This window comes from Salinivibrio sp. AR647, assembly GCF_001995415.1.
Taxonomy (GTDB): domain Bacteria; phylum Pseudomonadota; class Gammaproteobacteria; order Enterobacterales; family Vibrionaceae; genus Salinivibrio; species Salinivibrio costicola.
Genome location: NZ_MUFE01000001.1, coordinates 239,032 through 263,192, shown reverse-complemented (window position 1 = coordinate 263,192; position 24,161 = coordinate 239,032). Strand labels below are relative to the sequence as shown.

Below are 24,161 nucleotides of genomic sequence, written 5' to 3'. Positions count from 1 at the left end.
CCATGACGCAACCAGGCCACCGCACATTAACCGAGTTTAAGCATATCGTGGTGATGGGGCTGGGGATCACCGGCCTCTCAGTGGTGAACTTTATTGCTCGCCATCATCCTGACGCCATGATCCGCGTGATGGATTCGCGCCAATCCCCTCCTGGAGAGGCGCAGCTGCCAGAGACGGTCGCACGACATACGGGAAGTTGGCATTCGGCATGGCTGGCGTCAGCTGACTTGGTGGTGATTAATCCTGGTATCTCGCTTGCCACCCCCGTCTTGGCGCCTGTTCATGCCGCGGGCACGCCCATTGTTGGTGATATTGAACTCTTCGCTTGGTACTGCGATAAGCCCGCAGTGGCGATTACCGGTTCAAATGGCAAAAGTACGGTCACGGCGCTGGTGGGAGAAATGGCGAAAGCTGACGGCATTAATGTGGGCGTGGGCGGTAATATCGGCGTGGCGGCACTGGATTTGCTCGACAAAGGCCACGACCTCTATGTGTTAGAGCTGTCCAGCTTTCAATTGGAAACCACTGAGTCATTGACCCTTCAAGGCGCCGCCTTCTTGAACTTCTCAGAAGATCACATGGACAGGTATCAAAGCTTGGCGGATTATCGGGCGGCGAAATGTCGTATTTTTACCCATGCAACTACCTTGATCGGCAATGCAGATGATGCACAGACACAGATTGATGCCGACATGTGTTTGTTTGGCTTTAGCCAGGGCGATTACTGTTTGGGCACTGACGATGGGCAAGTGTGGTTATCGGCGCAAGGAAAGCCTGTGCTACCGGTATCCTCACTGAGTCTTGTTGGTCGCCATAATGTAGCAAACAGCCTCGCGGCCATGGCATTGGCTGATAGTGTCGGGGTGAGCCAGTCCGCTCAAATCACCGCGCTGCGCACTTACACTGGACTGGCACATCGTTGTCAAAAAGTCGCTGAGCACCAAGGTGTGATCTGGGTGAATGACTCCAAAGCCACCAATGTTGCCAGTACGTTAGCGGCGCTTGATGGTCTTGAAGTGAGCGGTTACTTACACCTGTTAGTAGGCGGAGAGGGTAAAGGCGCCGACTTTAGTGTGTTGCAGCCTGCACTCGCCAAGTTACCTGTCAGGCTTTACTGTTTTGGTAAAGATCAAGCCCAATTAGCCGCACTGGACGCGTCGGCACAGTGCTTTGATACCCTGCAACAAGCCATCGATGCCGCGGCAACGGCTGCAACGAAAGGCGACATGGTATTGCTGTCGCCAGCGTGTGCAAGTTTGGATCAATTTACTAACTTTGCCGCTCGTGGTCAGGCGTTTGTTGCCGGCGTAGAATCTGTTATCGCGAGGCCGTTATGACAGCAGTGCGTGCATTCCCCAAATATTGTTGGCAGTGGCTCCGAACGCCATCGCCGGGGGTACTGTACGATCGCCAATTGGTGTGGACGTCTCTGCTCCTAATGGTTATTGGCCTTGTCATGGTCACCTCAGCCTCGCTCCCGGTTGGATTACGACTGGCGGATGCCCCCTTTTTGTTTGCCAAACGCCATGCCTTTTATTTGCTGGTTGCCATGTTGGCGGCGGTGGCGGTGATGTATATCCCTGTCAAACTTTGGCAGCGCTACAGTGGCTACATGTTATTGATCTCATCGATTCTCTTGCTGGCGGTGTTGGTGGTGGGTCGCTCGGTCAATGGCGCGGTACGATGGATTTCTATCGCGGGGATCAATATCCAACCGGCCGAGATTGSCAAGTTATCTTTATTTGTCTTTTTAGCCGGGTATCTGGTGCGCCGCCATGGTGAAGTCCGTGAACATTTCCGTGGTTTTGCCAAGCCGCTGGCTGTGTTGCTGCTGTTTGCGGGGTTGTTGCTGATTCAACCGGATTTAGGCTCAGTGGTGGTGATGTTTGTGACCACCGTGGGCATGTTGTTTATGGCTGGGGCAAAATTGTGGCAGTTTATCGCCTTGTTGATGACGGGTCTGACCTTGGTCGCGGGCTTAATCATTGCTGAACCCTATCGAGTGCGGCGAGTCACTGCGTTTTTAGATCCTTGGCAAGACCCGTTTGGCAGTGGCTACCAGCTGACGCAATCTCTGATGGCATTTGGACGTGGCGGCTGGTTTGGCCAAGGGCTAGGGAATTCGATTCAAAAGTTAGAGTATTTACCGGAGGCGCACACTGACTTTGTCTTTGCGGTCATTGCCGAGGAACTCGGACTCGTGGGTGTAAGTGTGATTCTGTGTCTTATTTTTTTCCTCGTATTCARAGCGCTTTTCATTGGAAAGCACTGTCTGGCGCAAAACCAGTTATTCGGTGGTTTTTTAGCCTTTGGCATTGGCATTTGGTTTGCCTTTCAAACCCTGGTGAATGTCGGTGCGGCGGCGGGCATGTTGCCGACCAAAGGGTTAACCTTGCCACTGATCAGCTACGGGGGATCGAGCTTGGTGATTATGGCGGTCGCGGTGGCCTTGTTACTGCGCATTGATCACGAATACCGCTTAGCGACGTCTCAAGCACACCAAAAAACCCCTTATCAAGGTAAAGATCATAAACATGACTAAAAAACGATTATTAGTGATGGCAGGCGGGACCGGTGGTCATGTATTTCCCGGCCTTGCGGTCGCCAAGTTTTTAGAAAAGCAGGGATGGGACATCTGTTGGCTCGGTACCGCTGATCGCATGGAAGCCGAACTCGTTCCCAAATATGGTATCGAGATCGCATTTATTCGTGTCAAAGGCTTGATTGGATCCGGACTGATGCGCAAGCTACGAGCCCCTTGGATGATTGTCAGTGCCATTTGGCAGGCACGCCAAGTGATTAAACGTGTCAAACCCGATGCGGTGTTGGGCATGGGCGGTTATGTCAGTGGTCCAGGCGGAATCGCCGCTTGGTTAAGTGGTGTACCAGTGATACTTCATGAGCAAAATGCCGTGGCGGGGCTGACCAATCAGTGGTTAGCCAAAGTTGCCAAGCAAGTGTTGCAAGCCTTCCCGGGCGCGTTTGATGGGCAGCCGGTGGTTGGGAATCCCGTACGTCGAGACGTGTGTGACCTCCCGGATCCCGCGCAACGATTCGCAGACCGTCAAGGTGCACTACGTATTTTGGTGATGGGGGGCAGTCAAGGCGCACGTATCCTCAATCAAACGGTGCCTGAGGCAATGCCACGGCTAGAACAGTCGGTGACGGTGCGTCATCAAGCCGGAAAAAATAATGCGGAAAAGACGCTTTCCGCTTATCAACACGCCGGAATGGTCGATGTTGATGTGAGCGAATTTATTGATGACGTGGCCGAGGCTTACGCTTGGGCCGATGTGGTAATTTGTCGAAGCGGCGCGCTTACCGTGTCTGAATTAGCGGCGGCTGGCGTTGGGGCGATTTTTGTCCCCTTTATGCATGCAGATAGGCAACAAGCACTCAACGGTGATTACTTAGTCGCCCGTGGTGCGGCTTTAATGATTGAGCAGCCATCACTGACCGCCCAGTCACTGGCGGAAACAATCAATCGGTTAGACCGCCACCGCCTGTTAGCGATGGCGACGGCGGCGCGTGACGCTGCCATTATTGATGCAGATGCCCGCGTTGCGGATGCTATTACCGCACACGCAAACACATAGAGAATAGATAATGGGTAAATTGGATAATCAGCAGCTGGAAAAACTTCGCGCCATGATCCCGGAAATGCGCCGGGTCAAGCGGATCCATTTTGTCGGGATTGGCGGTGCAGGCATGTGCGGTATTGCTGAGGTGCTGATTAATGAAGGTTACCAAATAACCGGCTCGGATCTTGCACAGAATATCGTCACGGAGCGATTGGCATCCATGGGGGCGCAGATCTTTATCGGTCATCAAGCGAGCCATATAGAACAAGCCAGTGTGGTGGTGGTATCAACAGCAATTAAAGCTGACAACCCGGAAGTTGAAGCGGCAAAAGCTTTACGGATCCCGGTGGTCAGACGGGCAGAAATGCTTGCCGAATTAATGCGCTACCGGCATGGTATTGCCGTTGCCGGTACCCACGGCAAAACCACCACGACCGCGATGGTGACGCAGATCTTTTCTGAGGCAGGCCTGGATCCCACTTTCGTGAATGGCGGGTTAGTAAAAAGTGCGGGCACCAATGCACGTTTGGGAAGCAGTCGTTATTTGATTGCAGAGGCGGATGAGAGCGACGCGTCGTTTTTACACTTGCAGCCTATGGTCGCCATTGTGACCAATATTGAAGCGGATCACATGGATACCTATGGCGGTAGTTTCGCAAAACTGCAACAGACGTTTATCGACTTTCTCCATAATCTGCCGTTCTATGGTTTAGCGGTGGTGTGTATTGATGATCCTGTGGTTCGCGAGTTAATTCCGTCGATTGGTCGTCAAGTGATCACCTATGGGTTCTCGCAGGATGCGGATGTATGTTTACATGATTACCAGCAACATGGGCAATGTGGCATTTTTAAAGTGACACGCCCTGGCCGCGAAACCTTGACCATTCGCTTGAATACGCCAGGCCAGCACAACGCCCTGAATGCGGCAGCAGCGATTGCGGTAGCAACCGAAGACGGCGTGGACGACGACGCTATTTTACGTGCCCTCGCTAATTTTGCCGGGACGGGACGCCGTTTCGATCAACTTGGCGAGTTTCCGGTCGATGACGGCACTGCCTTGCTGGTGGACGATTACGGCCATCACCCTAGCGAAGTGGATGTTACGATTAAAGCCGCACGCGGTGGCTGGCAAAACCATCGCTTGGTTATGATTTTTCAGCCACATCGTTATAGTCGTACGCGCGATCTTTATGATGATTTTGCCAATGTGTTGGAAAAAGTCGACGTGTTGCTGATGCTAGATGTGTATGCGGCTGGTGAAACCCCGATTGCGGGAGCCGATGGGAGAAGTCTTTGTCGTAGCATTCGCGCTCGCGGCAAGCTGGACCCGATTTTTGTGCCGAATGCCGACGCCTTACCCTCCGCGCTCGCCAATGTTATTCAAGCGAATGACTTGGTTTTAACACAAGGGGCGGGAGATATTGGTAAAGTAGCGAAAAACTTAGCGGCAAAACAGCTAGACAAGGCTGAAATGGCACAATAAAACACAAGTTGGCAACGTAAAAACGGCGCGCAATTGCGCTCTTGGTGATCAAAAAATAGATTTTTATCGCGTTCAGGAGCCAAAATGCGCGCAATAGATCCCAGCTTATGTATGAAAATGCATATCTGTGTTGGAGTGCTTGGCGCGGGATCGCTATAATCAGTCGGTTTTTTCGCGATGAGTGTCAAGTAGCATCGACACAAGGCGATAAGATAGGTATGAGCATGGTTAATGCCCTTACACGAGTGCAAGGAATGGTGCAGCTAGATCGCCAAAAAAGCGCATCACTCGCGTTTTTAATTGGGGTTATTATCCTGATGCTCTTTGGTCTAGCTCGTGTGATTGATTGGATGAGTGATGAGCAGCAGCTCCCCTTATCGCAACTGATGCTCGAAGGCGACCAGACTTACGTGACAGCGACGCAAGTCCGAGAGGCGGTGTTGTCAGTGGGCGAGTTAAAGAGCTTTATGCTGCAGGATGTGGATAGCATCCAGAGCAGCATTGAGGCTCTGCCTTGGGTGAAGCATGTGGCCGTGAGAAAGCAATGGCCGGATACCTTGAAGGTGCACATCACTGAATATCGCGCGAGTGCGATTTGGAACGGGCAAAAGTTGCTCACACCAAGCGGTGAGGTTTTTGATGGTTCACCCAGTGATGTGGCTGACAAATCGTTAATTTCGCTACACGGCACACCCGGCTCAGCTGAAGAAGTGCTGGCGACGAGTCGTGAACTGGAAAAGAAACTGCGGAAAATTGGTTTATCGATACAAGCGCTGTCACTGAATAAACGTCGGTCTTGGCGTATCGTGACACGAGATGGCGTACGGATTGAGTTAGGGCGGACAGCCCGGCAAGAACGGCTTGCTCGCTTGGTCGCGTTATACCCGCGGATCAGTGCGCAAGATAAAACAATTGCCTATGTAGATTTGCGTTATGACACGGGCGCGGCCGTTGGCTGGAAAAGCGAAACAGGCCCCGCGAATAGCCAAGATTAAGAGATGGTGTGAATGAATAAAACGACAGATAAGTCACTGATAGTTGGGCTCGATATTGGGACGTCCAAAGTGTCTACTCTGGTCAGTGAAGTACTGCCAGACGGCACCATCAACGTACTGGGTGTGGGCAGCAGCCCATCACGCGGCATGGATAAGGGTGGCGTTAACGACTTAGAATCTGTGGTTAAATCTGTTCAGCGTGCGGTGAATGAAGCAGAGATGATGGCCGATTGCCAAATCAGTTCTGTCTATCTTTCTTTGTCAGGAAAGCACATTCACTGCCAAACTGAGAGAGGCATGGGGACAATTTCGGATGAAGAGGTTACCCAAGACGATATAGACAACGTGATTCATACCGCAAAGTCGGTCAAAATCAGTGATGAGCAGCGCGTGCTGCATGTGATCCCGCAAGAATACAAAATCGATTACCAAGAAGGGATCAAAAATCCGCTCGGCCTATCTGGCGTAAGGATGGAAGCCAGTGTGCACCTCATCACATGTCACAATGATACCGCGAAAAATATTGAGAAAGCCGTGGAGCGTTGTGGTCTTAGAGTGGATCAACTGATTTTCTCCGGGCTATCAGCGAGCCATGCGGTGATCACGCCGGATGAACGAGAGCTCGGCGTGTGCGTGGTCGATATTGGCGGCGGTACCATGGATCTTGCAGTTTGGACTGGCGGCGCACTTCGGCATGCCGAGGTCATTCCTTACGCGGGCAATGTGATCACCAGCGATATAGCCTATGCCTTTGGCACCCCACTGGCGGATGCAGAAGACATTAAAGTGAAATATGGCTGTGCATTGAGTGAGCTGGTGAATAAGGATGCAAAAGTCAATGTGCCGAGCGTGGGTGGACGCCCGTCGCGGACGTTACAGCGACAAACCTTGTCTGAAGTGATTGAGCCGCGTTGTTCAGAATTGTTGGGGCTGGTGAATCAAAAATTAGTCGCCATTCAAGAAAAACTGCGTAGCGATGGTGTGAAACATCAAATGGCAGCTGGAATAGTGCTTACTGGCGGGGCATCACAAATGCACGGGCTGGTTGAATGCGCGGAACGCGTGTTCCAAAACCAAGTGCGTGTTGGACAGCCAGCCAATGTCACGGGACTGACTGATTATGTACAAGCGCCTTGCTATGCAACCGCGGTTGGGCTTTTACACTACGGTAAAGAAAGCTTGCTGACAGAAACGAGTGAACCAGAACAAAAGCGGGCTGTGGCTAGCTGGATTAAGACGCTGAGTAGCTGGTTTAAGAAAGAATTTTAACCCTGATGCGAACAGGAAGGACGGAGAGAACTCATGTTTGAACCGATGATGGAAATGTCTGACGATGCGGTGATTAAGGTCGTCGGCATTGGCGGTGGCGGTGGTAACGCCGTTGAACATATGGTGCGTGAGTCAATCGAAGGGGTTGACTTTATTAGCATTAATACGGATGCCCAAGCACTACGGAAAAGCAGTGTCGGCACGGTCATTCAAATTGGCGGTGATATCACCAAAGGACTTGGCGCGGGGGCAAATCCGCAAGTTGGGCGTGATTCCGCACTCGAAGATCGCGATGCGATTAAAGCTGAGCTCGAAGGTGCCGATATGGTATTTATCGCAGCCGGAATGGGCGGTGGTACCGGCACCGGGGGAGCGCCTGTTATCGCGGAAATCGCGAAAGAAATGGGGATTCTGACCGTTGCTGTGGTCACCAAACCTTTCAGCTTCGAAGGTAAAAAGCGACTGGCGTTTGCCGAGCAAGGAATCGAAGAGCTGTCAAAGCAAGTTGACTCGCTGATTACGATTCCCAACGAAAAATTGCTTAAGGTGCTAGGTCGCGGCATTACCTTGCTGGATGCCTTTGCGAAGGCGAACGATGTGTTACGCAATGCCGTACAAGGGATTGCAGAACTGATCACACGCCCTGGCCATATTAACGTCGACTTTGCTGACGTACGCACTGTGATGTCAGAAATGGGACACGCAATGATGGGCAGTGGTGTTGCAACGGGCGAAGATCGTGCTGAAGAAGCGGCAGAGATGGCAATTTCTAGCCCACTTCTTGAAGACATCGACTTGGCGGGTGCGCGTGGTGTGCTAGTCAACATTACAGCAGGCTTTGATATGCGTCTTGATGAGTTCGAGACTGTGGGTAACACCGTCAAAGCATTTGCATCAGACAATGCCACTGTGGTGATCGGAACGTCGATGGATCCAGAAATGAGCGACGAGCTGCGAGTGACTGTGGTGGCGACCGGGATTGGCAACGAACGTAAGCCAGACATTACCTTGGTCACCAATGCACAGTCTGGGCAAGCAAAAGCCGAGCCTAAAAAGGCACAGCCTTTGCAGGATAAACCTCAGGCGGCAAGTTCAAACCCAGCGGCGAAAGAGCAGCCAGCTGCTTCATCGAATGCAGCACCAAAATCGCAGACTGAGCATGATTATCTCGATATTCCTGCGTTTTTGCGTAAACAAGCTGACTGATCGCAATTGCTTGGTTTGTAGCCAGTGATGTGCTACCATCTCGCTCCCCTTGTCTAAGGTGACAGGGTAATGAGTGACGCAGAGCACACTTTTTTAAGAAAAAGTTGAGATAAGCCGATGATTAGACAGCGAACATTGAAAAGTATGGTCCAAACGACTGGTGTGGGTCTCCACTCTGGGCGTAAGGTTACGCTTACTCTGCGTCCGGCTCCTGCCAACACCGGTGTGATTTATCGTCGCACTGACATGGAGCCGCCGGTTGATTTTCCGGCCAACCCTGAGGATGTGCGCGATACCATGCTGTGCACCGCCTTAGTGAATGACGCGGGTGTTCGCATCTCAACCGTTGAGCATCTCAGTGCTGCAATTGCAGGAATGGGTATCGATAACATCATTATCGAAGTGAATGCGCCAGAAATTCCGATTATGGATGGCAGTTCAAGTCCGTTTATTTTCTTGCTGCAGTCTGCGGGTATCGATGTCCAAAATGCGCCAAAACGATTCATTCGTATCAAAAAGCCTGTTCGCATTGAAGACGATGATAAGTGGGCGGAACTGTTGCCTTATAATGGCTTCCGTCTCGACTTTGCCATCGAATTCGACCATCCGGCGATTGAATCGGAGCAACAAAACTTGGTGCTCGACTTCTCAAGTCAATCTTTTATTAAAGACTTGAGCCGCGCGCGAACCTTCGGTTTTATGCGTGATATCGAATACTTGCAGTCACAAAACTTGTGTTTGGGTGGCAGCTTTGACTGCGCGATTGTTCTGGATGATTATCGCATTTTGAACGAAGACGGCCTACGTTTTGACAATGAACTGGTTAAGCACAAAGTCCTGGATGCCATTGGTGACTTGTACATGTGTGGACACAGTATTCTTGGTGAAATGCGCGCCTACAAATCAGGCCATGCCTTAAACAACAAGCTGTTACGCGCGGTGTTGGCCGATCAAGAAGCGTGGGAGTGGGTCACATTTGAAGAGACTGAAACCTCTCCTGTGGCATTTGCTGAACCGGGAATGGTATTGGCCTAAGCGATATTCTTGCGCATAAGCTACTACTTGCGTATACGCCACCAGATGGTGTGACCGCTGACAGAAAGCGGTATGAAGCCTAACCGCTAGGCATCGTAACCAAATACTCGATTAAGATAAAAAAGCCAGAGTTTACTCTGGCTTTTTTTGATCATGGGCCAGGTTAGCTAATGCTTCAAATCGTGCTTTTAATGTTGGGGAAGCGCCTTCCCCTAACGCGCGAAGCAACTCGCCAGAGGCTTGGCTAAGATGACGAGAAGGGGCCTTCTCGTGGTCTGTTCTGTCCGCGGCGGCTAATGCTGGATTAATATTCACCTCAATGGTCGTCAAGCTCGCGAGGCCTTTGGTGCGTAACACCGAGAGCAGGTGCTGACGTTCATAGTTAAGTCGCATGGCCCAAGCGGCGCTACCTACTTCAATCACTAATACGCCATCACGATAATTGGCAACGCGACATGCCTTTGAGGTTTCACCGGGCAACAATGCTAAGATCAGCTTGTTTAGCTTGGCAAGCTCGACCGCCCGTTGGGCAATGTTGTTGGAGTCGCTCTCTAGCAGGTGTAGCGTTGAGCGAGGACGATGGTCTCTCATAGCACAATAACTGCCTTTTTTGTCATCAATTCGGTGTGGGAACGGGCGCACAGCGTCTAATTTTCGCTAATTGATCCCTTGAGTCCTAGATTTGTCATAGGATGTGAGACTATTTTACCTTATCATACATGCGTGACCCCAGCATGTAAGCTAACCCATTTGATCAATTAGGGATTGCTGGGGGAGTACAATATACAGTGCGCGAATCATTCACAGGTAAGTGTCGCATGGGTACGGCGATAAGGGAGAGCCTTTTTCCATTCCGTCTATCACATTATCAGTTACGTGGAAATTGTTGTGAAGCGGCGTGATCGCCCTTGAATTCTGTCCGATTTGGCTCCACTTAAAAGAGATAAGCCTTGTTATCTCATGTTGAATCGATGAGCTTAAGCCAACCCGCGTTGAACTGAAACACGCCAACAGAGTGGCAGTGTAGCGGCCGCCCATGTGGGAAGACCATTAAAAAGAGTACCGGCAACGCCATGTTATCGAAAGTCCTGACTAAAGTTATCGGAAGCCGAAATGACCGCACCTTGCGTCGGCTGCGAAAAGTTGTTGATGAAATCAACAAACTCGAACCCCAATTTGAAGCGTTGAACGACGATGCGCTAAAAGCGAAAACCGTTGAGTTCCGCGAGCGCCTAGATCAAGGCGCTGAACTGGATGATCTTATTCCAGAAGCCTTTGCAACAGTACGAGAAGCCTCGAAGCGTGTCTTCGGTCTGCGCCATTTTGATGTGCAGATGATTGGTGGGATTGTGCTGCATAACGGCAAAATTGCCGAGATGCGTACCGGTGAGGGTAAAACGCTCACGGCGACCCTGCCTTCCTACCTGAACGCGTTAACCGGCAAGTCGGTTCACATTATCACCGTCAATGATTACTTGGCCGAGCGTGATGCTGAAACCAACCGTCCTTTGTTTGAGTTTCTAGGGATGACGGTTGGCGTCAATGTACCGAATATGCCGCCGGAAGCGAAAAAAGCCGCCTATGCGTGCGATGTGCTGTACGGCACCAATAACGAATTCGGTTTTGATTATTTGCGTGACAATATGGCGTTTCGCGCCGAAGACCGCGTTCAGCGTGATCGCTACTTCTCTATCGTCGATGAGGTCGATTCCATCTTAATTGATGAAGCGCGAACGCCATTAATTATCTCGGGGCCGGCAGAAGATAGCTCCGAAATGTATCAGCGCATTAATGCCTTGATTCCGAGCTTAAAGCAGCAAGCAGAAGAAGACACCGAAGATTATCAAGGTGATGGCCATTTCACGGTCGATGAAAAGGCGAAGCAGGTTTACATGACCGAAAACGGTCAAGAGTTTGTTGAAGACTTGCTGAAGAAAAACGGCTTGATGGGAGAGGATGATACCCTTTATTCGCCCGCCAACATTAGCCTTATCCATCACATTAATGCCGCCCTGCGTGCACATGTTTTGTTTGAGCGTGATGTTGATTACATCATTAAAGACGACGAGATCATCATTGTTGATGAGCACACTGGCCGTACTATGCCAGGTCGTCGCTGGTCTGAAGGCTTACACCAAGCCGTAGAAGCCAAGGAAGGGGTGAAAATCCAAAACGAGAACCAAACACTGGCCTCGATTACCTTCCAGAACTTTTTCCGTCTCTACGATAAGCTTTCAGGCATGACCGGGACCGCTGATACCGAAGCGTTCGAGTTCCAGTCGATTTATGGACTCGATACCGTTGTGATCCCCACCAACCGTCCGATGGTGCGAAAAGACCATGCGGATCAGGTTTATATGACCGAGAAAGAAAAGTTTGTCGCGATTGCTGAAGACATCAAAGCACGTGCAAAAGCCGGTCAGCCTGTATTGGTGGGCACGGTATCGATTGAAAAGTCTGAGCTGTTGTCTGATGCGCTTAACAAAGATGGCATTAAGCACCAGGTACTGAATGCGAAGTTCCACGCGCACGAAGCGGATATTGTGGAGCAAGCCGGTTATCCAGGCGCAGTCACCATTGCGACCAACATGGCGGGCCGTGGTACGGATATTGTTCTGGGCGGAAGCTGGAAACAGGTTCTCGGTGATGTCGAAAACCCCACCGATGCCCAAGTGGAAGCGGCGAAAGAAAAATGGCAACAGCTGCACGACCAAGTGGTCGAAGCCGGCGGCTTACACATCATTGGTACCGAACGTCACGAATCGCGTCGTATTGATAACCAATTACGTGGTCGTGCCGGACGTCAAGGTGATCCGGGCTCAACCCGTTTTTATCTATCCATGGACGACTCACTGATGCGCATTTTTGCATCAGAGAAGGTGTCCAATATGATGAAGCGCCTCGGGATGGCTGAAGGGGAAGCGATTGAACACCCCTGGGTTAACAAAGCCATTGAGAATGCGCAGCGCAAAGTTGAAGGCCGTAACTTTGATATTCGTAAGCAGCTGCTTGAGTTCGATGACGTCGCCAACGATCAGCGTAAAGTGGTTTATGAATTGCGTGATGCATTGCTCGTCTCAAATGACATCAGTGAGATGATTGAGCACAACCGCGAAGACGTGGTTAATACCATTGTTAACCAATATATCCCGCCACAGTCGTTAGAAGAAATGTGGGATATTGCTGGGCTTGAGAAGCGCTTAAAAGCCGATTTTGATATCGAGCTGCCGATTCAACAATGGTTGGATGAAGATGACAAGCTCTACGAAGAGTTGCTGCGTGAACGTATTCTGACTGCCTTAATTGAGGTGTACAAAGGTAAAGAAGAAGCCGTTGGCGCGGAAACGCTGCGTAACTTTGAAAAGGCGGTCATGCTACAAACGCTCGACACCCTTTGGAAAGAGCACTTGGCGGCGATGGATCATCTGCGTCAAGGCATTCATTTGCGTGGCTATGCCCAGAAAAACCCGAAACAAGAGTATAAGCGCGAGTCGTTTGAGCTGTTTGAAGGCATGTTAGATGCATTAAAAACCGATGTCGTGACCGCTTTGAGTCGTGTTCGTGTTCAGCAGCCTGACGACGTTGAGCGCATGGAAGCTGAACGTCAAGCACGTGCTGAGAAAGCGGCGCGTCAGCAACAGGTTAATCATGCGCAGGCTGAAAACCAGTTTGATGATGGTGAAAGCGCTGAACGTGACGACAGCGGCAACGAAACCGTGGTACGTGATGGGCGAAAAGTTGGCCGAAACGAGCCTTGTCCTTGCGGATCAGGGAAGAAATTTAAACAGTGTCACGGTAGAATCTAGCCCCTGACCCTGTGTTAGCAAAAAGGCCGTTTTCGCGGCCTTTTTTTATTATTAGGAGAGTGCATGAAACGGGTAAGTATTGCCGCGGGCATTATTGTCAATTCGGCACAAGATCAGGTGTTTATTACACGTCGTCACGATCAGGCCCACCAAGGAGGAAAGTGGGAGTTTCCGGGCGGGAAAATTGAAGGCAGTGAAACGCCTAAACGCGCTCTGCTCCGTGAACTCAAAGAAGAAGTGGGTATTGATGCCACCGAGGTCAGTCCGTTTATTTCGTTAGACTTTGATTTTCCAGACAAAGCCTTGAGCTTAGATTTTTTCTTAGTGTGTCGTTTTGATGGTGAGCCGGCTGGTTGTGAAGGCCAAGAGGGGGTTTGGGCGCCTATCGCTGAGCTGGATAACTATACGTTTCCAGACGCGAATGACGCCGTACTTGAGAAAATTCACGCCCGATTTTGACTCGGTTGCACTAGCACTAGCACTAGCACTAACACGCGAGCGGGGCGAAGGACGCTTGCTATTGTGTTAATACAGTTTGCTACGCGAAGTGAGCGCAGCCTGCTCAGTGAAGTGAATGCAGCCTGCTCAGTCGGGCTGCTCTTCTGACCACAAGTCATCATCCGAGATATCAGGTGCACCGGGGATGGCTTTTTCTTCACTGGCCCACTCGCCTAAATCGATCAGTTGACAGCGTTTACTACAAAATGGACGGTGTGGACTCACCTCTCCCCAAACCACAGGCTGTTGACAGGTCGGGCATTTCACCACAGTGGGGGTATTACTCACGTACTTCTCCTTAACAGACACTGATATGAACAGGCATATTGTCGGCGACCTCATGATCATCGTTAAATGGCATAAATCGGATGGCGAAGCGATTTTTATGGCCTGATACCAAAGGATACACGCCCAGATCCGGTGCCAGTTTTAGCCGAATTAAACAAGCGCCATCGGCTTCTTGTTGATAAAACCCTTGTTTTACTGTTGCGGTGCCACCGTGTGCGCTTTCGCGTGTTAGTTGCAGCCAAAAAGCGAGTGCATCACGCAGCGGCGATAGGGTAGCCATCCAAGTTTGAATCGCATTTTGCCGGGCCGCGAGCGGCTGATGCAACCAATAATGGAAAACGGGCAAATCAAAACTGCAACTGCCTCCGGGAATCGAGAAGCGTTGCTTGATGCTGGTTAAGAAGCGATCTTCCCGCAGTGGCTGACCAAAGCGTTTGGCTTGGAGCACCGAACGTTGGTGCGCGGCCACCTGATCGAGTAGCTGATTCAGCTGGGTTTGATCCACTTGCGGTACGTTTGCCCATGCGTTGAGCTTTTTCTTCAGTTTATCCAAATCCTTGGCTAAGTCTGCTTTTACTTGCACCTGCTCTAAAATTTCCAATAAATCGAATAAACTGCGGAAAAATTGAATATGGTGGCAGGGTGCTGAAAGGCCGCTCACTTCGTCCAGTTGGTCGAGCAGGTACTCCAGGCGCAAATAAATACGCACCTGTTCATTGAGTGGGTGTTCATACACAGTGAGGCTGGTCATAAGCGTTGAGCTATCCTGTCCGGCTATACACCGGCGTTTGCCTGGGTTGCCAAGGTTAAATACGTGTGGTGTAAGGCATCAACTTGTCGATCAAGTTCCGCCTCCGTGTGGGTATTGTCGATCACGTCATCAGCCACGTCGAGGCGTTGTTGACGACTGGCTTGCGCGGCCAAGATTGCCTGAACTTGTTGTTGGCTGACCTGATCGCGCGCCAAGGTTCGGGTTATCTGGGTGGCCGGGTCAACATCCACCACAAGGATGCGATTGGCTAATGTCATCAGGTTATTTTCTACTAATAAGGGCACGACAAGCAAACAATACTGAGATTGCGCGTCGGCGCAAGCTTGAATCATGCGGGTACGAATCAACGGGTGGAGTAAATCGTCAAGCCATTGCTTGTCGTCTGGTTGGCTAAATACACGCTCACGAAGCCACGCCCGCGCCAGGCTACCATCATGATTTAATGCCAACGCACCAAAGCGCGCCACAATCGCACCCAGTCCTTGGCTGCCAGGTTTTACTACCTCACGTGCAATCACGTCAGCATCGACAATATCGATCCCTTTTGCGGCAAACCGGTCCGCTACTGTGGTTTTACCGCTACCAATCCCGCCGGTTAATCCGACTACCCATGCCATTAGATGACTCCTAAAATGTGTGACAGATACCAGTGTAACAGGCTATCGCCCCAAAGCAGACTTAGCCAGCCAGCCGTGGCAATGAAAGGGCCAAAGGCAAACGCATGTTGCATACCTTGCCGCTGAGAACGAAGCCATAGCGCGCCGACAACGGCCCCGCTCATGGAGGCCATTAAAATTAACAGGGGTAACGCTTGCCAGCCCACCCAAGCGCCCAAGGCAGCAAAAAGCTTAAAATCACCGTAGCCCATGCCTTCTTTGCCAGTGATCAGTTTGAATGTCCAAAATAAGCTCCAGAGGCTGAGGTAGCCAATCATGGCGCCTGTTACGCTGTCTGCCAATGATACTGGGCTGACGCCGATGAGTGCGAGTGCGATCCCGGCCCAAAGAAGCGGCAACGTGATTTGATCGGGGAGCAGCATGGTGTCCCAGTCGATCATCGTCAGCGCAAGTAATGTTAGGCTTGCGCCCATCACTGCGATGGCCCACCCAGGTGAGGTGATCAGCCAAGCGGGCAGTATGCAGACGAGGGCGCCCATCAGCTCAATTAACGGATACCGCTTACTGATCCGGGTTTGACAATGCCGGCAGTGGCCTTTTAACGCGAGCCAGCTAATCAGCGGGATATTGTCGTACCAAGCAATCGCTGTGTGGCAATGTGGGCAATGCGAAGCGGGTAAGCTTAAATCAAAGCGCGTGTCGTCTGGCGCATCGATATTGGCGTCAGGAAAGCTAAGCCGGCATTCTTGGCGCCACTGGCGTTCCATCATTGTCGGCAAACGGGCGATCACCACGTTTAAAAAGCTGCCAAAAACCAGACCCAGCAGGCCGGCTATCACGATAAAAAACGGGGAGGAGAACACCAACATGACACCTGCTTATTACTTGTTGCTTGTTGTGCGCGAATCATAGCGCGTTACGTATCGAGACTCTATCTTGGCTTAGCCGAGAACGGACATCAGATTAAAAATAGGAAGGTACATGGCAACCACCAAGCCACCAATGAGTAATCCGAGTACTAAAATCAGCAGTGGCTCAATGATCTTACCCAGATTATCGACGGTGTTATCAACCTCTTCCTCGTAAATCACTGCCACCCGATTAAGCATGGTGTCTAATGCGCCAGACTCTTCACCAATCATGATCATTTGCGTCATCATATTGGGAAAACGGCCACTTTCACGTAACGCTTGATAGAGCGGGATCCCGGTAGCTGTGTGTGCAGACACTCGAATGAGTCCGTGTGCATAATAGTCGTTGGTGAGAATATTGGTTGCCGATTTAAGTCCGGAGATCAGTGGGATCCCAGCGCTAAAGGTTGTGGCCAGTGTGCGGGAAAACTTCGCGATACAGGCTTTGCTCAGCACCTCACCGATGATAGGCAGTTTAAGTAGCCAGTGGTGATAGTGGTACCGATAGCGCGGGCGATGCCGTTGTAGCCATTTATGCGATAACATCAGGACAATCAAGATAGCGGCAATGGTTGGCGCATGGGTGGTCATCCAATCAGACAATGCCAGCACTTGCCGTGTGAGCCATGGTAGGGGCGCCCCAAAAGAGTCAAAAATCTGCTTAAATTTTGGGATCACGAACAAAAGTAAGTAAGTGCTAACACCGAGCGCAACACTGACGACGATGGTGGGATAAATCATGGCTTTCATCACCTTACTGCGCAGCAAGGCTTGTTTTTCCCGATATAGTGCAAGGCGAGCAAATACCAAAGGAAGTTGACCGGTTTGTTCGCCGGTAGCGACCAGATCACAGTAAAAGCGATCAAATAGGGGGCTGGCTTGCGCCAAGGCCGTGCTTAAGCTGGTGCCAGCTTCTAGTTGTTGACGAAGGTAGCGAACCACTAAGCGCATTTCTGCTTTGACTTGATTCTCTTCTATCAGGTTGAGTGCCTGAACAATCGGGATGCCAGACTCTAACAAGGTAGTGAGTTCGCGTGAAAACTGGGTAATATCGGCCGCTTTGGCTTTGTGCTGGCGTTGTTGCCAGCTAGAAAGGCGTCGACGTATTAAGCGTGTTGGCAAGATAGCTTGGCCGGCGAGTTGCTGGCGGGCATCGTGCTCAGAATACGCAAATACTTGGCCTTTCTGGTGTCGCCCAAACGGCACGGCTTGACGCCAATGAAAGACGAATAACGTTTGCTTGGCCATGATCATTCCTTATGCCAGTTGGATCRCGCGACTGAGTTCTTGCACACTGGTGATCCCTTGATTGAGTTTGGCAATGCCGGACTCTGCCAGCCGCCACATGCCTTGTTGGCAAGCGAGTTGGGTGAGCTCGCTAGCACTGGCATGGCGATAAATCGCGTCAGTAATGGTGTCGTCGATAGGCAGCACCTCATAAATGCCAGTTCGACCTTGATAACCTTGGTCACAGCGGTAACAGCCGCGAGGATTGGCTTGATAGATTTGAGTGGGGTCGCAGCGCGGATAAAGGCGCATCAGCTGGGTCAAGCTTGGGTCATCACGCGGGTGAGGCTGCTTACAGACGGGACAGAGCCGGCGCACCAGCCTTTGCGCCACCACCAAGGTCAATGAGCTGGCGAGGTTGTATGGCGCGATCCCCATATGTGCTAAACGCGTGATGCTCTCTGCGGCAGAGTTGGTATGTAAGGTTGAGAGCACCAAATGGCCAGTTTGTGCGGCTTTAATACTGATCTCTGCGGTGTCGGTATCGCGTACTTCTCCCACCATGACTACGTCGGGATCTTGGCGTAAAAAGGCGCGGAGGGCGGTCGCAAAATCGAGTCCGATCCGCGTATTGACATTAACTTGGTTGATCCCATTAAGCTGGATCTCGACCGGATCTTCAACGGTGGCAATGTTTCGCTGCGGCTGATTGAGACAGTGCAAACCGCTGTATAATGAGACAGTTTTACCGCTCCCGGTTGGCCCGGTGAATAAAATCATTCCTTGTGGTTGATCGAGCGCTGCTTGATAGTGCTGGCGCTGCCACTCGGTTAAGCCTAAATCATGCAGCGTCAGTTGCTGCTGACCATTATTCAATAAGCGAACCACCACTTTTTCACCCCAGACCGTTGGTAAGGTCGATACCCGCATATCGACCGTATGCTCGGCAGTAAGGGTCAATTTGATTCGCCCATCTTGCGGTAAGCGTCGTTCGGCAATATTGAGTTGGGCCAAGATTTTGAGTCGCGTGGATAAGCGCCGCGAGACGCCCGCGGGCGGATGGGCATAGGTTTGCAGTAAACCGTCTTGGCGAAACCGTATTTGGAAGTGATCCTCAAACGGTTCAAAATGCACGTCGGACGCTTTTTTTCGTACCGCATCAACTAATATTTGCTGGATATAGCGGCTAATGGGTGCCTGATCGCTTTGCAGTTCCGCGCTATCTTCTTGCGGACTATCGGTGACGGTCAGGGCCGCTAAATCCTGATCACTGATGGTGATGCCATCGCCGGTGCCCTCAATATCTGCGCCGTATAAATGGCGCAGCGCTGCGTCTAAATCCGGCTGGCTTAACACCACCAAACGAACATTGAGTCCGGTTGAAAAGCGAAAATCAGCCACCGCCTCTGTGTTATCTGGGTCACTGACGCCAAGCAGTAGCTCTTTGCCTTGCTGGGCAAGCGGCAACACTTGATGGCGCTGAATCAAATCGCGCCGGTCGAGGGCATAGCAGGTAGCTTTAAACGGATACTGATGGCTTTCCGAAAAAGGCAGGTGATGCTGACTCGCGAGGGTGTGGGCGAGCGCGGTGGGGTCAACCCCGGCATCGAGCAAACGGGAGACGCTAAGCGGTGTGCCATCGCCAATGCCCAACGCATCGCGCTGGGCATCGGTCAATAAACCGGCTTGATACAACTGAGCGGTTGGGATCATCGTGAGTCCCTGTTTTTATATTCGCTTAAGGTGTTGGCTTTTTGGTACCCGACTTACTGCTGCAACCATCGACTTCAATATTTGTTGACGGTTGCGTGCATTCCCACTCGCCTTTAGCTGAGCGTGAGAGTTTTACATCCCCACCTCCCGGTAACCCCTCTACGGCTAGTGTCATGTTTCCTTTAACAGAATCTTTAGTAGGGTTGAGTGTTACTGTATCAGGAATACCAAGGTCTTCTTTTTTATTATTTTCTGGGAACACGCCCTCTTCCATAATTTCTGCTTCTACCACGGAGCGCATATTAGTCAGCGTGGCAATTGCGGCAGTAACTTTGGCTTTATCTTGATACTTTTGGTATTGCGGAATGGCGATGGCAGTCAGGGCGCCAATAATGCCAATGACCACGAGTAACTCAATCAAACTAAACCCTTGTTGCTTTTGCATCCTATGTCTCTCCTCTCAATGATGGTCGGCCGCCAACTCGGTGGCCGCGAGTGCAGCGACTTTACGCTTGTGAGCGTGGCACAAAAAAGAGGGGCAACATGAGTTTGAGAGTGAAGGGTAAAAGCTGGATGTAAGATTTTGTTTTTTCTGTTGTAGTGTTCGACTCACCACAAATTTTTTGTCACGAAAGCGCGATAAAAAGGCCGCCCATCGTGGGCGGCCTGGTCGACTCTGGGTGAGCGTACGTGTTATTGAAAGTACGTGTTATTGAAAACGCATGGATAAATCGAGCGCGGTCACGTGCTTGGTAAGCGCGCCCACGGAAATATAATCTACGCCTGTGGACGCGTATTCAGACAGAGTATCCAAGGTGACATTGCCCGAGACTTCAAGCGCCACACGGCCTTGGTTGAGTGCAACCGCTTCGCGCATCATCGGCACGCTAAAATTATCTAACATCACAATGTCGGCGCCGGCCTCAATGGCTTGTTTTAGCTCATCCAGATTTTCTGTCTCTACTTCCACCGGTTTATCTGGATTCAGACGACGAGCCTCTTGCACCGCATTGGCAATCCCGTCGCAGGCAAGAATGTGGTTTTCTTTAATGAGATACGCATCGAACACACCAATACGGTGATTGTGTCCGCCGCCACAAGCGACTGCATATTTGAGTGCACTACGCAGGCCTGGCACGGTTTTGCGGGTGTCCAATAGCTTGGTCTCCGTCCCTTGTAACTGTGCCACATAAGTTGCCGTTTTACTGGCGCAGCCTGACAAGGTCTGGATAAAGTTCATCGCATTGCGCTCACCCGTTAATAACACGCGTGACGGTCCTTTTAAGGTGCACAAGGTTTGATTGGCAGTGATCGCGTCGCCATCGGTCACATGCCAGGTTAAGGAGACCTCGCCACCCAGTTGTTTGAATACTTCGTTAGCATAATCTTGGCCACAAAATACGCCATCTTCACGCGTAATCAGTACCGCGGTCGACACCGAATCGGCCGGAATCAGGCTGGCGGTAATATCTTTACGCGCGTCAAGATCGCCCCCTAAATCTTCACGCAATGCGTCGCTGACGGCACGGGGCACATCCGTTTTTAGATGAGAGGTGAGATAGGCAAGACGGCTTTTGCTGTCATGAACAGCATGAAAAGGAGTCGATGTCATTATGGCTTACCGCGGTGATGAAAAAACGTGGCGAAATGATAACGCTGGTTGGGGGGAAATGCAGCTTTTCTCTCCTGTTTCCGCGTCGGCGTCCATTTTATTATCGACACCCTGACTAGAAAATTACCCATGCATTGCCTGCTCATTTGTCTACACTTTGATCAGTTCTAGTAAAGAGGTAGCGTCATGAAACGCGGGTTGGCACTGATGACGATGATATTCGCTGCACTGGCAGGTTTTAGTGTCTGGCAGCACCTACGTTTACCCGCGTCTACCTCATTGTCACCATTGACGATTGCGGTTTCATTAACGCCGTTGTCAGCGCCTATCATCGTTGCCAAAGAACAAGGTTTATTTAAAAAACATGGCATAGACATGACGCTAAAACCGGTTCATGGCGGAGTGAAAAGTTTTCAAGCACTGGTTGCGGGAGAGGCGGACTTAGCCACGACGTCAGAAACAGTGGCGATGTTTAATAGCTTTGAAAGAGAGGATTTTAACATTCTGACTAGCTTTGTTGAGTCAGACAATGATGTGAAACTGTGGTCTATCCATCGTGCAATTGGTCACTCGCTCCCTGATGCGCTTCGGAGCGCACGTGTTGGAGTGGTCGCGTCAAGCGCGAGTGAGTACTTCTTCGACTCATTGCTCCAGCTGTATGATATGCCAACTGAGACAATAGAGAAGGTTTATTACTCGCCTGAGGCGTTGCCGTCGGCACTGCTCGACAATGAAGTTGATGCGATTGCTATTTGGGAACCTTACGGCTATCAACTAGTAAAACGAGCCCATGAGTCAGTACAAGCACTCGATAGTAAAGGCTTACATAGCTTATCTTTTTTATTGGTAAGTGATCGTTTAGTTGCGAAAAAGCAGCACCAAGATATGCGTCGCGTCATTCGAGCCTTGGATGAAGCGGTAGATGTTATTCATCAACGGCCTGAGCAAGCGAAAGCCCAGGTCGCTGCGTATCTTTCAATGTCCGACGACAAGCTCGGCTGGCTTTGGCAGGACTATTTATTTCGCCTGTCGTTAAACGACTCTTTACTGTTGCGTTTAAAAAACCAAGCTCGGTGGGCGCAACGCGCGGGATTGGTTACGGGACCAACACCATCGTATCGTCATTTACTTAACCCTGGCCCCTTGGTTGAAGCAACTCAAAAAGTGAGTCTATTAGAATGAAAATCGGTCAGCAGTTAAACATCGTTGTTTACGCATGTGCGGCATTGACGCTGGTAACACTATTGATCACGGTAGAGCTTTTTCAGAAACAAAGTCAGACGCAAGTACGCTTAGATAGAATTGTTGCGGTGCATTCTCAAATCGACAGTTTACGCGGTCGTTTGTGGCTATATCGTCAATACCCCAGTGCGCAAACCCGCCAAGATGTATATCAATCAACCAATGCGTTGCGGGCTCAGCTATCCAGTGACCAGCATGCGATTCCTCCCCAGTCAGTGCAGTCTATGACGCAAGCGGCGGACAGTATTGACCGTTTGCTGGATACCACAACAGGCCAATTTGGTCGGGAGCAGAGCGTTGATGAAGGGCGGCTGATGCTTTTTTCACGATTTAATATTTTACTACAAGCCATGAGCGAGGCGGCATTTTCTGTGCGTCAGCAAGCGATGCATGATGCATCTAAACAGCAGAAAATGTTGCTTGTTGTCCATGGTGGTATTTTGGTGCTGTTGGCCTTATTAGTAACGATTTTTGCGACCCGTTTACGACGACGTTTAAGACAACGCTTAAAAACATTACACAGCACGGTTACTCAGATTAAAAAAGGTGATTTAACCACTGAATTAATCATGACCGATAAAGATGAACTGACCGAACTGGCGGATCATGTCAATGAAATGAAGCATGCGCTTAGCCATACCATGGTGGATAAAAACCAACTGAGTGAAGAAGTCGCACGGCAAACACAACAGCTTCGCGAGCAACAACACCAGCTTAAATTTTTAGCGGAGCATGATGAATTAACAGGTTTATTTAACCGACGTGCGTTTGAATCGCATGTCGATGTGGCTTTGATGCGGGCCAACCGAGCACAAACGAATGCTGCGTTACTGTTTATCGACTTGAATAACTTTAAACAAGTCAATGATACCTACGGCCACGGGGTCGGGGATGAGTTGCTCAGGGTTGTGAGCCAACGTCTAAAGCACGCCGTCCGTCGTTCTGATTTAGTCGGGCGTTTAGGCGGTGACGAATTTATCGTGTGGTTGGATCTTTTGACAGATAAAGATGCATTGAATGAAGTTATTCGCCGTATTCAAGATGATGTCCATGCACCTATATTAACCGAGAAAGCAGAGTTATCACTGGTGAGTAGTATTGGCGTCAGTTGCTTTCCTACCGACGGATTGGAGTTGCAACAAATGATGAATCAAGCCGATGCGGCCATGTATTACGCGAAAACACATGCTAACGAGCGGCACTGCTTATATTCCAATCTGCCTGCCGAGCGGATACAGTAACGAATTTTGCGACACGAGTAGCTTGCATGTCTTTTTCCCGCATCGACGATCATTGGCTAGCGGGCGCGCGCGCCTGTCCTTCTCCCCATTATAACTCACGCCCGGATAGCGAGGATATTTCCTTGCTGGTGGTTCACAATATCAGCCTGCCCCCCGGCCAGTTCGACGGTCCCTATATTGAGCAATTTTTTCAGGGCAACCTCGACGCTGACGCGCACCCTTATTTTGCCCAGATCCGTGATCTTCGCGTGTCCGCTCACCTACTGATCCGACGAGATGGAAGTGTGATCCAGTTTGTACCATTCAACGAACGCGCATGGCATGCTGGCATCTCGTGTTTTGACGGTCGGCAGCAATGTAACGATTTTTCTATCGGTATTGAGCTTGAGGGCACGGACACACTTCCATACACCGACCAGCAGTATCAATCGTTAGCGGCGATCACGCAGACGCTGATGCAGTACTATCCAGCCATCACTCGTGATCGGATCACAGGACATCAACATATTGCGCCCGGACGGAAGACCGATCCTGGCCATGTGTTTGACTGGGAAAGATTACACCTACTGCTCTATACTGCCTGACAAAGCCGTCATTCTTTTTGGTCTGACCAATTTTAGAGCGCCGTGAAAAAACAACTGTCAGGTGACGAATACAGGGGTTTC

Annotated in this window: 22 protein-coding genes; 13 read left to right on the top strand and 9 right to left on the bottom strand. The window is 50.7% G+C overall.

The genetic code is table 11. The features are described 5' to 3' along the window. The first annotated feature begins 2 nt into the window (after nt 1-2). From murD to lpxC, 8 genes are all read left to right on the top strand, one after another. A complete protein-coding gene (murD, locus tag BZG76_RS01190) occupies nt 3-1,337 on the top strand; it encodes a UDP-N-acetylmuramoyl-L-alanine--D-glutamate ligase (protein WP_077459862.1) in 1,335 nt (444 codons plus the stop codon). After that, nucleotides 1,334-2,542, top strand: a complete 1,209-nt coding sequence (ftsW, locus tag BZG76_RS01185; RefSeq protein ID WP_077459861.1) for a cell division protein FtsW — start codon at nt 1,334-1,336, stop codon at nt 2,540-2,542. Before murD ends, ftsW begins: the two co-directional genes overlap by 4 nt. After that, complete coding sequence (gene murG, locus BZG76_RS01180; protein ID WP_077459860.1) at nt 2,535-3,596, top strand: undecaprenyldiphospho-muramoylpentapeptide beta-N-acetylglucosaminyltransferase; 1,062 nt, start codon at nt 2,535-2,537, stop codon at nt 3,594-3,596. Before ftsW ends, murG begins: the two co-directional genes overlap by 8 nt. Nucleotides 3,597-3,606: 10 nt before the next feature. Beyond that, complete coding sequence (murC, locus tag BZG76_RS01175) at nt 3,607-5,064, top strand: UDP-N-acetylmuramate--L-alanine ligase (protein ID WP_077459859.1); 1,458 nt, start codon at nt 3,607-3,609, stop codon at nt 5,062-5,064. A 224-nt stretch (nt 5,065-5,288) separates the two neighbouring features. Continuing rightward, complete coding sequence (locus BZG76_RS01170) at nt 5,289-6,059, top strand: cell division protein FtsQ/DivIB (RefSeq protein ID WP_164837537.1); 771 nt, start codon at nt 5,289-5,291, stop codon at nt 6,057-6,059. 12 nt (nt 6,060-6,071) lie between these two features. Beyond that, on the top strand, nt 6,072-7,328 hold the full coding sequence (ftsA, locus tag BZG76_RS01165) for a cell division protein FtsA (RefSeq protein ID WP_077459858.1): 1,257 nt from the start codon (nt 6,072-6,074) through the stop codon (nt 7,326-7,328). A 33-nt stretch (nt 7,329-7,361) separates the two neighbouring features. Next, on the top strand, nt 7,362-8,534 hold the full coding sequence (gene ftsZ, locus BZG76_RS01160; RefSeq protein ID WP_021022615.1) for a cell division protein FtsZ: 1,173 nt from the start codon (nt 7,362-7,364) through the stop codon (nt 8,532-8,534). Nucleotides 8,535-8,651: 117 nt separating this feature from the next. Continuing rightward, on the top strand, nt 8,652-9,569 hold the full coding sequence (gene lpxC, locus BZG76_RS01155) for a UDP-3-O-acyl-N-acetylglucosamine deacetylase (RefSeq protein WP_025744297.1): 918 nt from the start codon (nt 8,652-8,654) through the stop codon (nt 9,567-9,569). 132 nt (nt 9,570-9,701) lie between these two features. On the opposite strand, the gene BZG76_RS01150 is transcribed toward lpxC, so the two are convergent. Then, nucleotides 9,702-10,160, bottom strand: coding sequence for a DUF721 domain-containing protein (locus tag BZG76_RS01150; RefSeq protein ID WP_021022613.1), 459 nt, complete (start codon nt 10,158-10,160; stop codon nt 9,702-9,704). A gap of 482 nt (nt 10,161-10,642) precedes the next feature. On the opposite strand from BZG76_RS01150, the gene secA reads away from it, so the two are divergent. Continuing rightward, on the top strand, nt 10,643-13,375 hold the full coding sequence (secA, locus tag BZG76_RS01145; protein WP_021022612.1) for a preprotein translocase subunit SecA: 2,733 nt from the start codon (nt 10,643-10,645) through the stop codon (nt 13,373-13,375). Between the two features lie 63 nt (nt 13,376-13,438). Next, nucleotides 13,439-13,834 carry an 8-oxo-dGTP diphosphatase MutT gene (gene mutT, locus BZG76_RS01140; RefSeq protein WP_021022611.1) on the top strand — a complete coding sequence of 132 codons (396 nt, stop codon included), beginning with the start codon at nt 13,439-13,441 and terminating at the stop codon, nt 13,832-13,834. 126 nt (nt 13,835-13,960) lie between these two features. Here the strand turns inward: mutT and yacG are convergent, their stop codons facing one another. The 8 genes from yacG to nadC all read right to left on the bottom strand — a co-directional run bounded on the left by yacG (nt 13,961) and on the right by nadC (nt 21,013). After that, entirely contained in the window at nt 13,961-14,161 is a 201-nt protein-coding gene (gene yacG, locus BZG76_RS01135) for a DNA gyrase inhibitor YacG (protein ID WP_021022610.1), read from the bottom strand. A gap of 10 nt (nt 14,162-14,171) precedes the next feature. Then, nucleotides 14,172-14,912, bottom strand: coding sequence for a cell division protein ZapD (zapD, locus tag BZG76_RS01130; protein ID WP_077459856.1), 741 nt, complete (start codon nt 14,910-14,912; stop codon nt 14,172-14,174). A gap of 23 nt (nt 14,913-14,935) precedes the next feature. Next, on the bottom strand, nt 14,936-15,550 hold the full coding sequence (coaE, locus tag BZG76_RS01125) for a dephospho-CoA kinase (protein WP_077459855.1): 615 nt from the start codon (nt 15,548-15,550) through the stop codon (nt 14,936-14,938). After that, nucleotides 15,550-16,419 (bottom strand): prepilin peptidase, encoded by an 870-nt coding sequence (locus BZG76_RS01120; protein ID WP_077459854.1) that lies wholly within the window; start codon nt 16,417-16,419, stop codon nt 15,550-15,552. Before BZG76_RS01120 ends, coaE begins: the two co-directional genes overlap by 1 nt. A gap of 72 nt (nt 16,420-16,491) precedes the next feature. Further along, a complete protein-coding gene (locus BZG76_RS01115) occupies nt 16,492-17,715 on the bottom strand; it encodes a type II secretion system F family protein (RefSeq protein ID WP_077459853.1) in 1,224 nt (407 codons plus the stop codon). A gap of 3 nt (nt 17,716-17,718) precedes the next feature. Next, nucleotides 17,719-19,401, bottom strand: a complete 1,683-nt coding sequence (locus BZG76_RS01110; protein WP_077459852.1) for a GspE/PulE family protein — start codon at nt 19,399-19,401, stop codon at nt 17,719-17,721. 25 nt (nt 19,402-19,426) lie between these two features. Beyond that, nucleotides 19,427-19,846, bottom strand: a complete 420-nt coding sequence (locus BZG76_RS01105; RefSeq protein WP_077460035.1) for a pilin — start codon at nt 19,844-19,846, stop codon at nt 19,427-19,429. 264 nt (nt 19,847-20,110) lie between these two features. Then, on the bottom strand, nt 20,111-21,013 hold the full coding sequence (nadC, locus tag BZG76_RS01100) for a carboxylating nicotinate-nucleotide diphosphorylase (RefSeq protein WP_077459851.1): 903 nt from the start codon (nt 21,011-21,013) through the stop codon (nt 20,111-20,113). 186 nt (nt 21,014-21,199) lie between these two features. Here nadC and BZG76_RS01095 point away from each other — a divergent pair, with 186 nt between their 5' ends. Genes BZG76_RS01095 through ampD form a run of 3 tightly spaced genes read left to right on the top strand, consistent with a single transcriptional unit; the run spans nt 21,200 to nt 24,080 of the window. Further along, nucleotides 21,200-22,195, top strand: a complete 996-nt coding sequence (locus tag BZG76_RS01095) for an ABC transporter substrate-binding protein (protein WP_021022601.1) — start codon at nt 21,200-21,202, stop codon at nt 22,193-22,195. Next, a complete protein-coding gene (locus BZG76_RS01090; protein ID WP_077459850.1) occupies nt 22,192-23,496 on the top strand; it encodes a diguanylate cyclase domain-containing protein in 1,305 nt (434 codons plus the stop codon). The genes BZG76_RS01095 and BZG76_RS01090 overlap by 4 nt, the downstream gene beginning before the upstream one ends. Nucleotides 23,497-23,522: 26 nt before the next feature. Next, nucleotides 23,523-24,080, top strand: a complete 558-nt coding sequence (gene ampD, locus BZG76_RS01085) for a 1,6-anhydro-N-acetylmuramyl-L-alanine amidase AmpD (protein ID WP_021022599.1) — start codon at nt 23,523-23,525, stop codon at nt 24,078-24,080. Nucleotides 24,081-24,161: the final 81 nt, after the last annotated feature.

Bases quoted from the DNA above. Each gene is read 5' to 3' on its own strand.
- murD (WP_077459862.1), top strand. From the start codon at position 3: ATGACGCAACCAGGCCACCGCACATTAACCGAGTTTAAGCATATCGTG.
- murG (WP_077459860.1), top strand. From the start codon at position 2,535: ATGACTAAAAAACGATTATTAGTGATGGCAGGCGGGACCGGTGGTCAT.
- murC (WP_077459859.1), top strand. From the start codon at position 3,607: ATGGGTAAATTGGATAATCAGCAGCTGGAAAAACTTCGCGCCATGATC.
- BZG76_RS01170 (WP_164837537.1), top strand. From the start codon at position 5,289: ATGGTTAATGCCCTTACACGAGTGCAAGGAATGGTGCAGCTAGATCGC.
- ftsA (WP_077459858.1), top strand. From the start codon at position 6,072: ATGAATAAAACGACAGATAAGTCACTGATAGTTGGGCTCGATATTGGG.
- ftsZ (WP_021022615.1), top strand. From the start codon at position 7,362: ATGTTTGAACCGATGATGGAAATGTCTGACGATGCGGTGATTAAGGTC.
- lpxC (WP_025744297.1), top strand. From the start codon at position 8,652: ATGATTAGACAGCGAACATTGAAAAGTATGGTCCAAACGACTGGTGTG.
- BZG76_RS01150 (WP_021022613.1), bottom strand. From the start codon at position 10,160: ATGAGAGACCATCGTCCTCGCTCAACGCTACACCTGCTAGAGAGCGAC.
- secA (WP_021022612.1), top strand. From the start codon at position 10,643: ATGTTATCGAAAGTCCTGACTAAAGTTATCGGAAGCCGAAATGACCGC.
- mutT (WP_021022611.1), top strand. From the start codon at position 13,439: ATGAAACGGGTAAGTATTGCCGCGGGCATTATTGTCAATTCGGCACAA.
- zapD (WP_077459856.1), bottom strand. From the start codon at position 14,912: ATGACCAGCCTCACTGTGTATGAACACCCACTCAATGAACAGGTGCGT.
- coaE (WP_077459855.1), bottom strand. From the start codon at position 15,550: ATGGCATGGGTAGTCGGATTAACCGGCGGGATTGGTAGCGGTAAAACC.
- BZG76_RS01120 (WP_077459854.1), bottom strand. From the start codon at position 16,419: ATGTTGGTGTTCTCCTCCCCGTTTTTTATCGTGATAGCCGGCCTGCTG.
- BZG76_RS01115 (WP_077459853.1), bottom strand. From the start codon at position 17,715: ATGATCATGGCCAAGCAAACGTTATTCGTCTTTCATTGGCGTCAAGCC.
- BZG76_RS01105 (WP_077460035.1), bottom strand. From the start codon at position 19,846: ATGCAAAAGCAACAAGGGTTTAGTTTGATTGAGTTACTCGTGGTCATT.
- nadC (WP_077459851.1), bottom strand. From the start codon at position 21,013: ATGACATCGACTCCTTTTCATGCTGTTCATGACAGCAAAAGCCGTCTT.
- BZG76_RS01095 (WP_021022601.1), top strand. From the start codon at position 21,200: ATGAAACGCGGGTTGGCACTGATGACGATGATATTCGCTGCACTGGCA.
- BZG76_RS01090 (WP_077459850.1), top strand. From the start codon at position 22,192: ATGAAAATCGGTCAGCAGTTAAACATCGTTGTTTACGCATGTGCGGCA.
- ampD (WP_021022599.1), top strand. From the start codon at position 23,523: ATGTCTTTTTCCCGCATCGACGATCATTGGCTAGCGGGCGCGCGCGCC.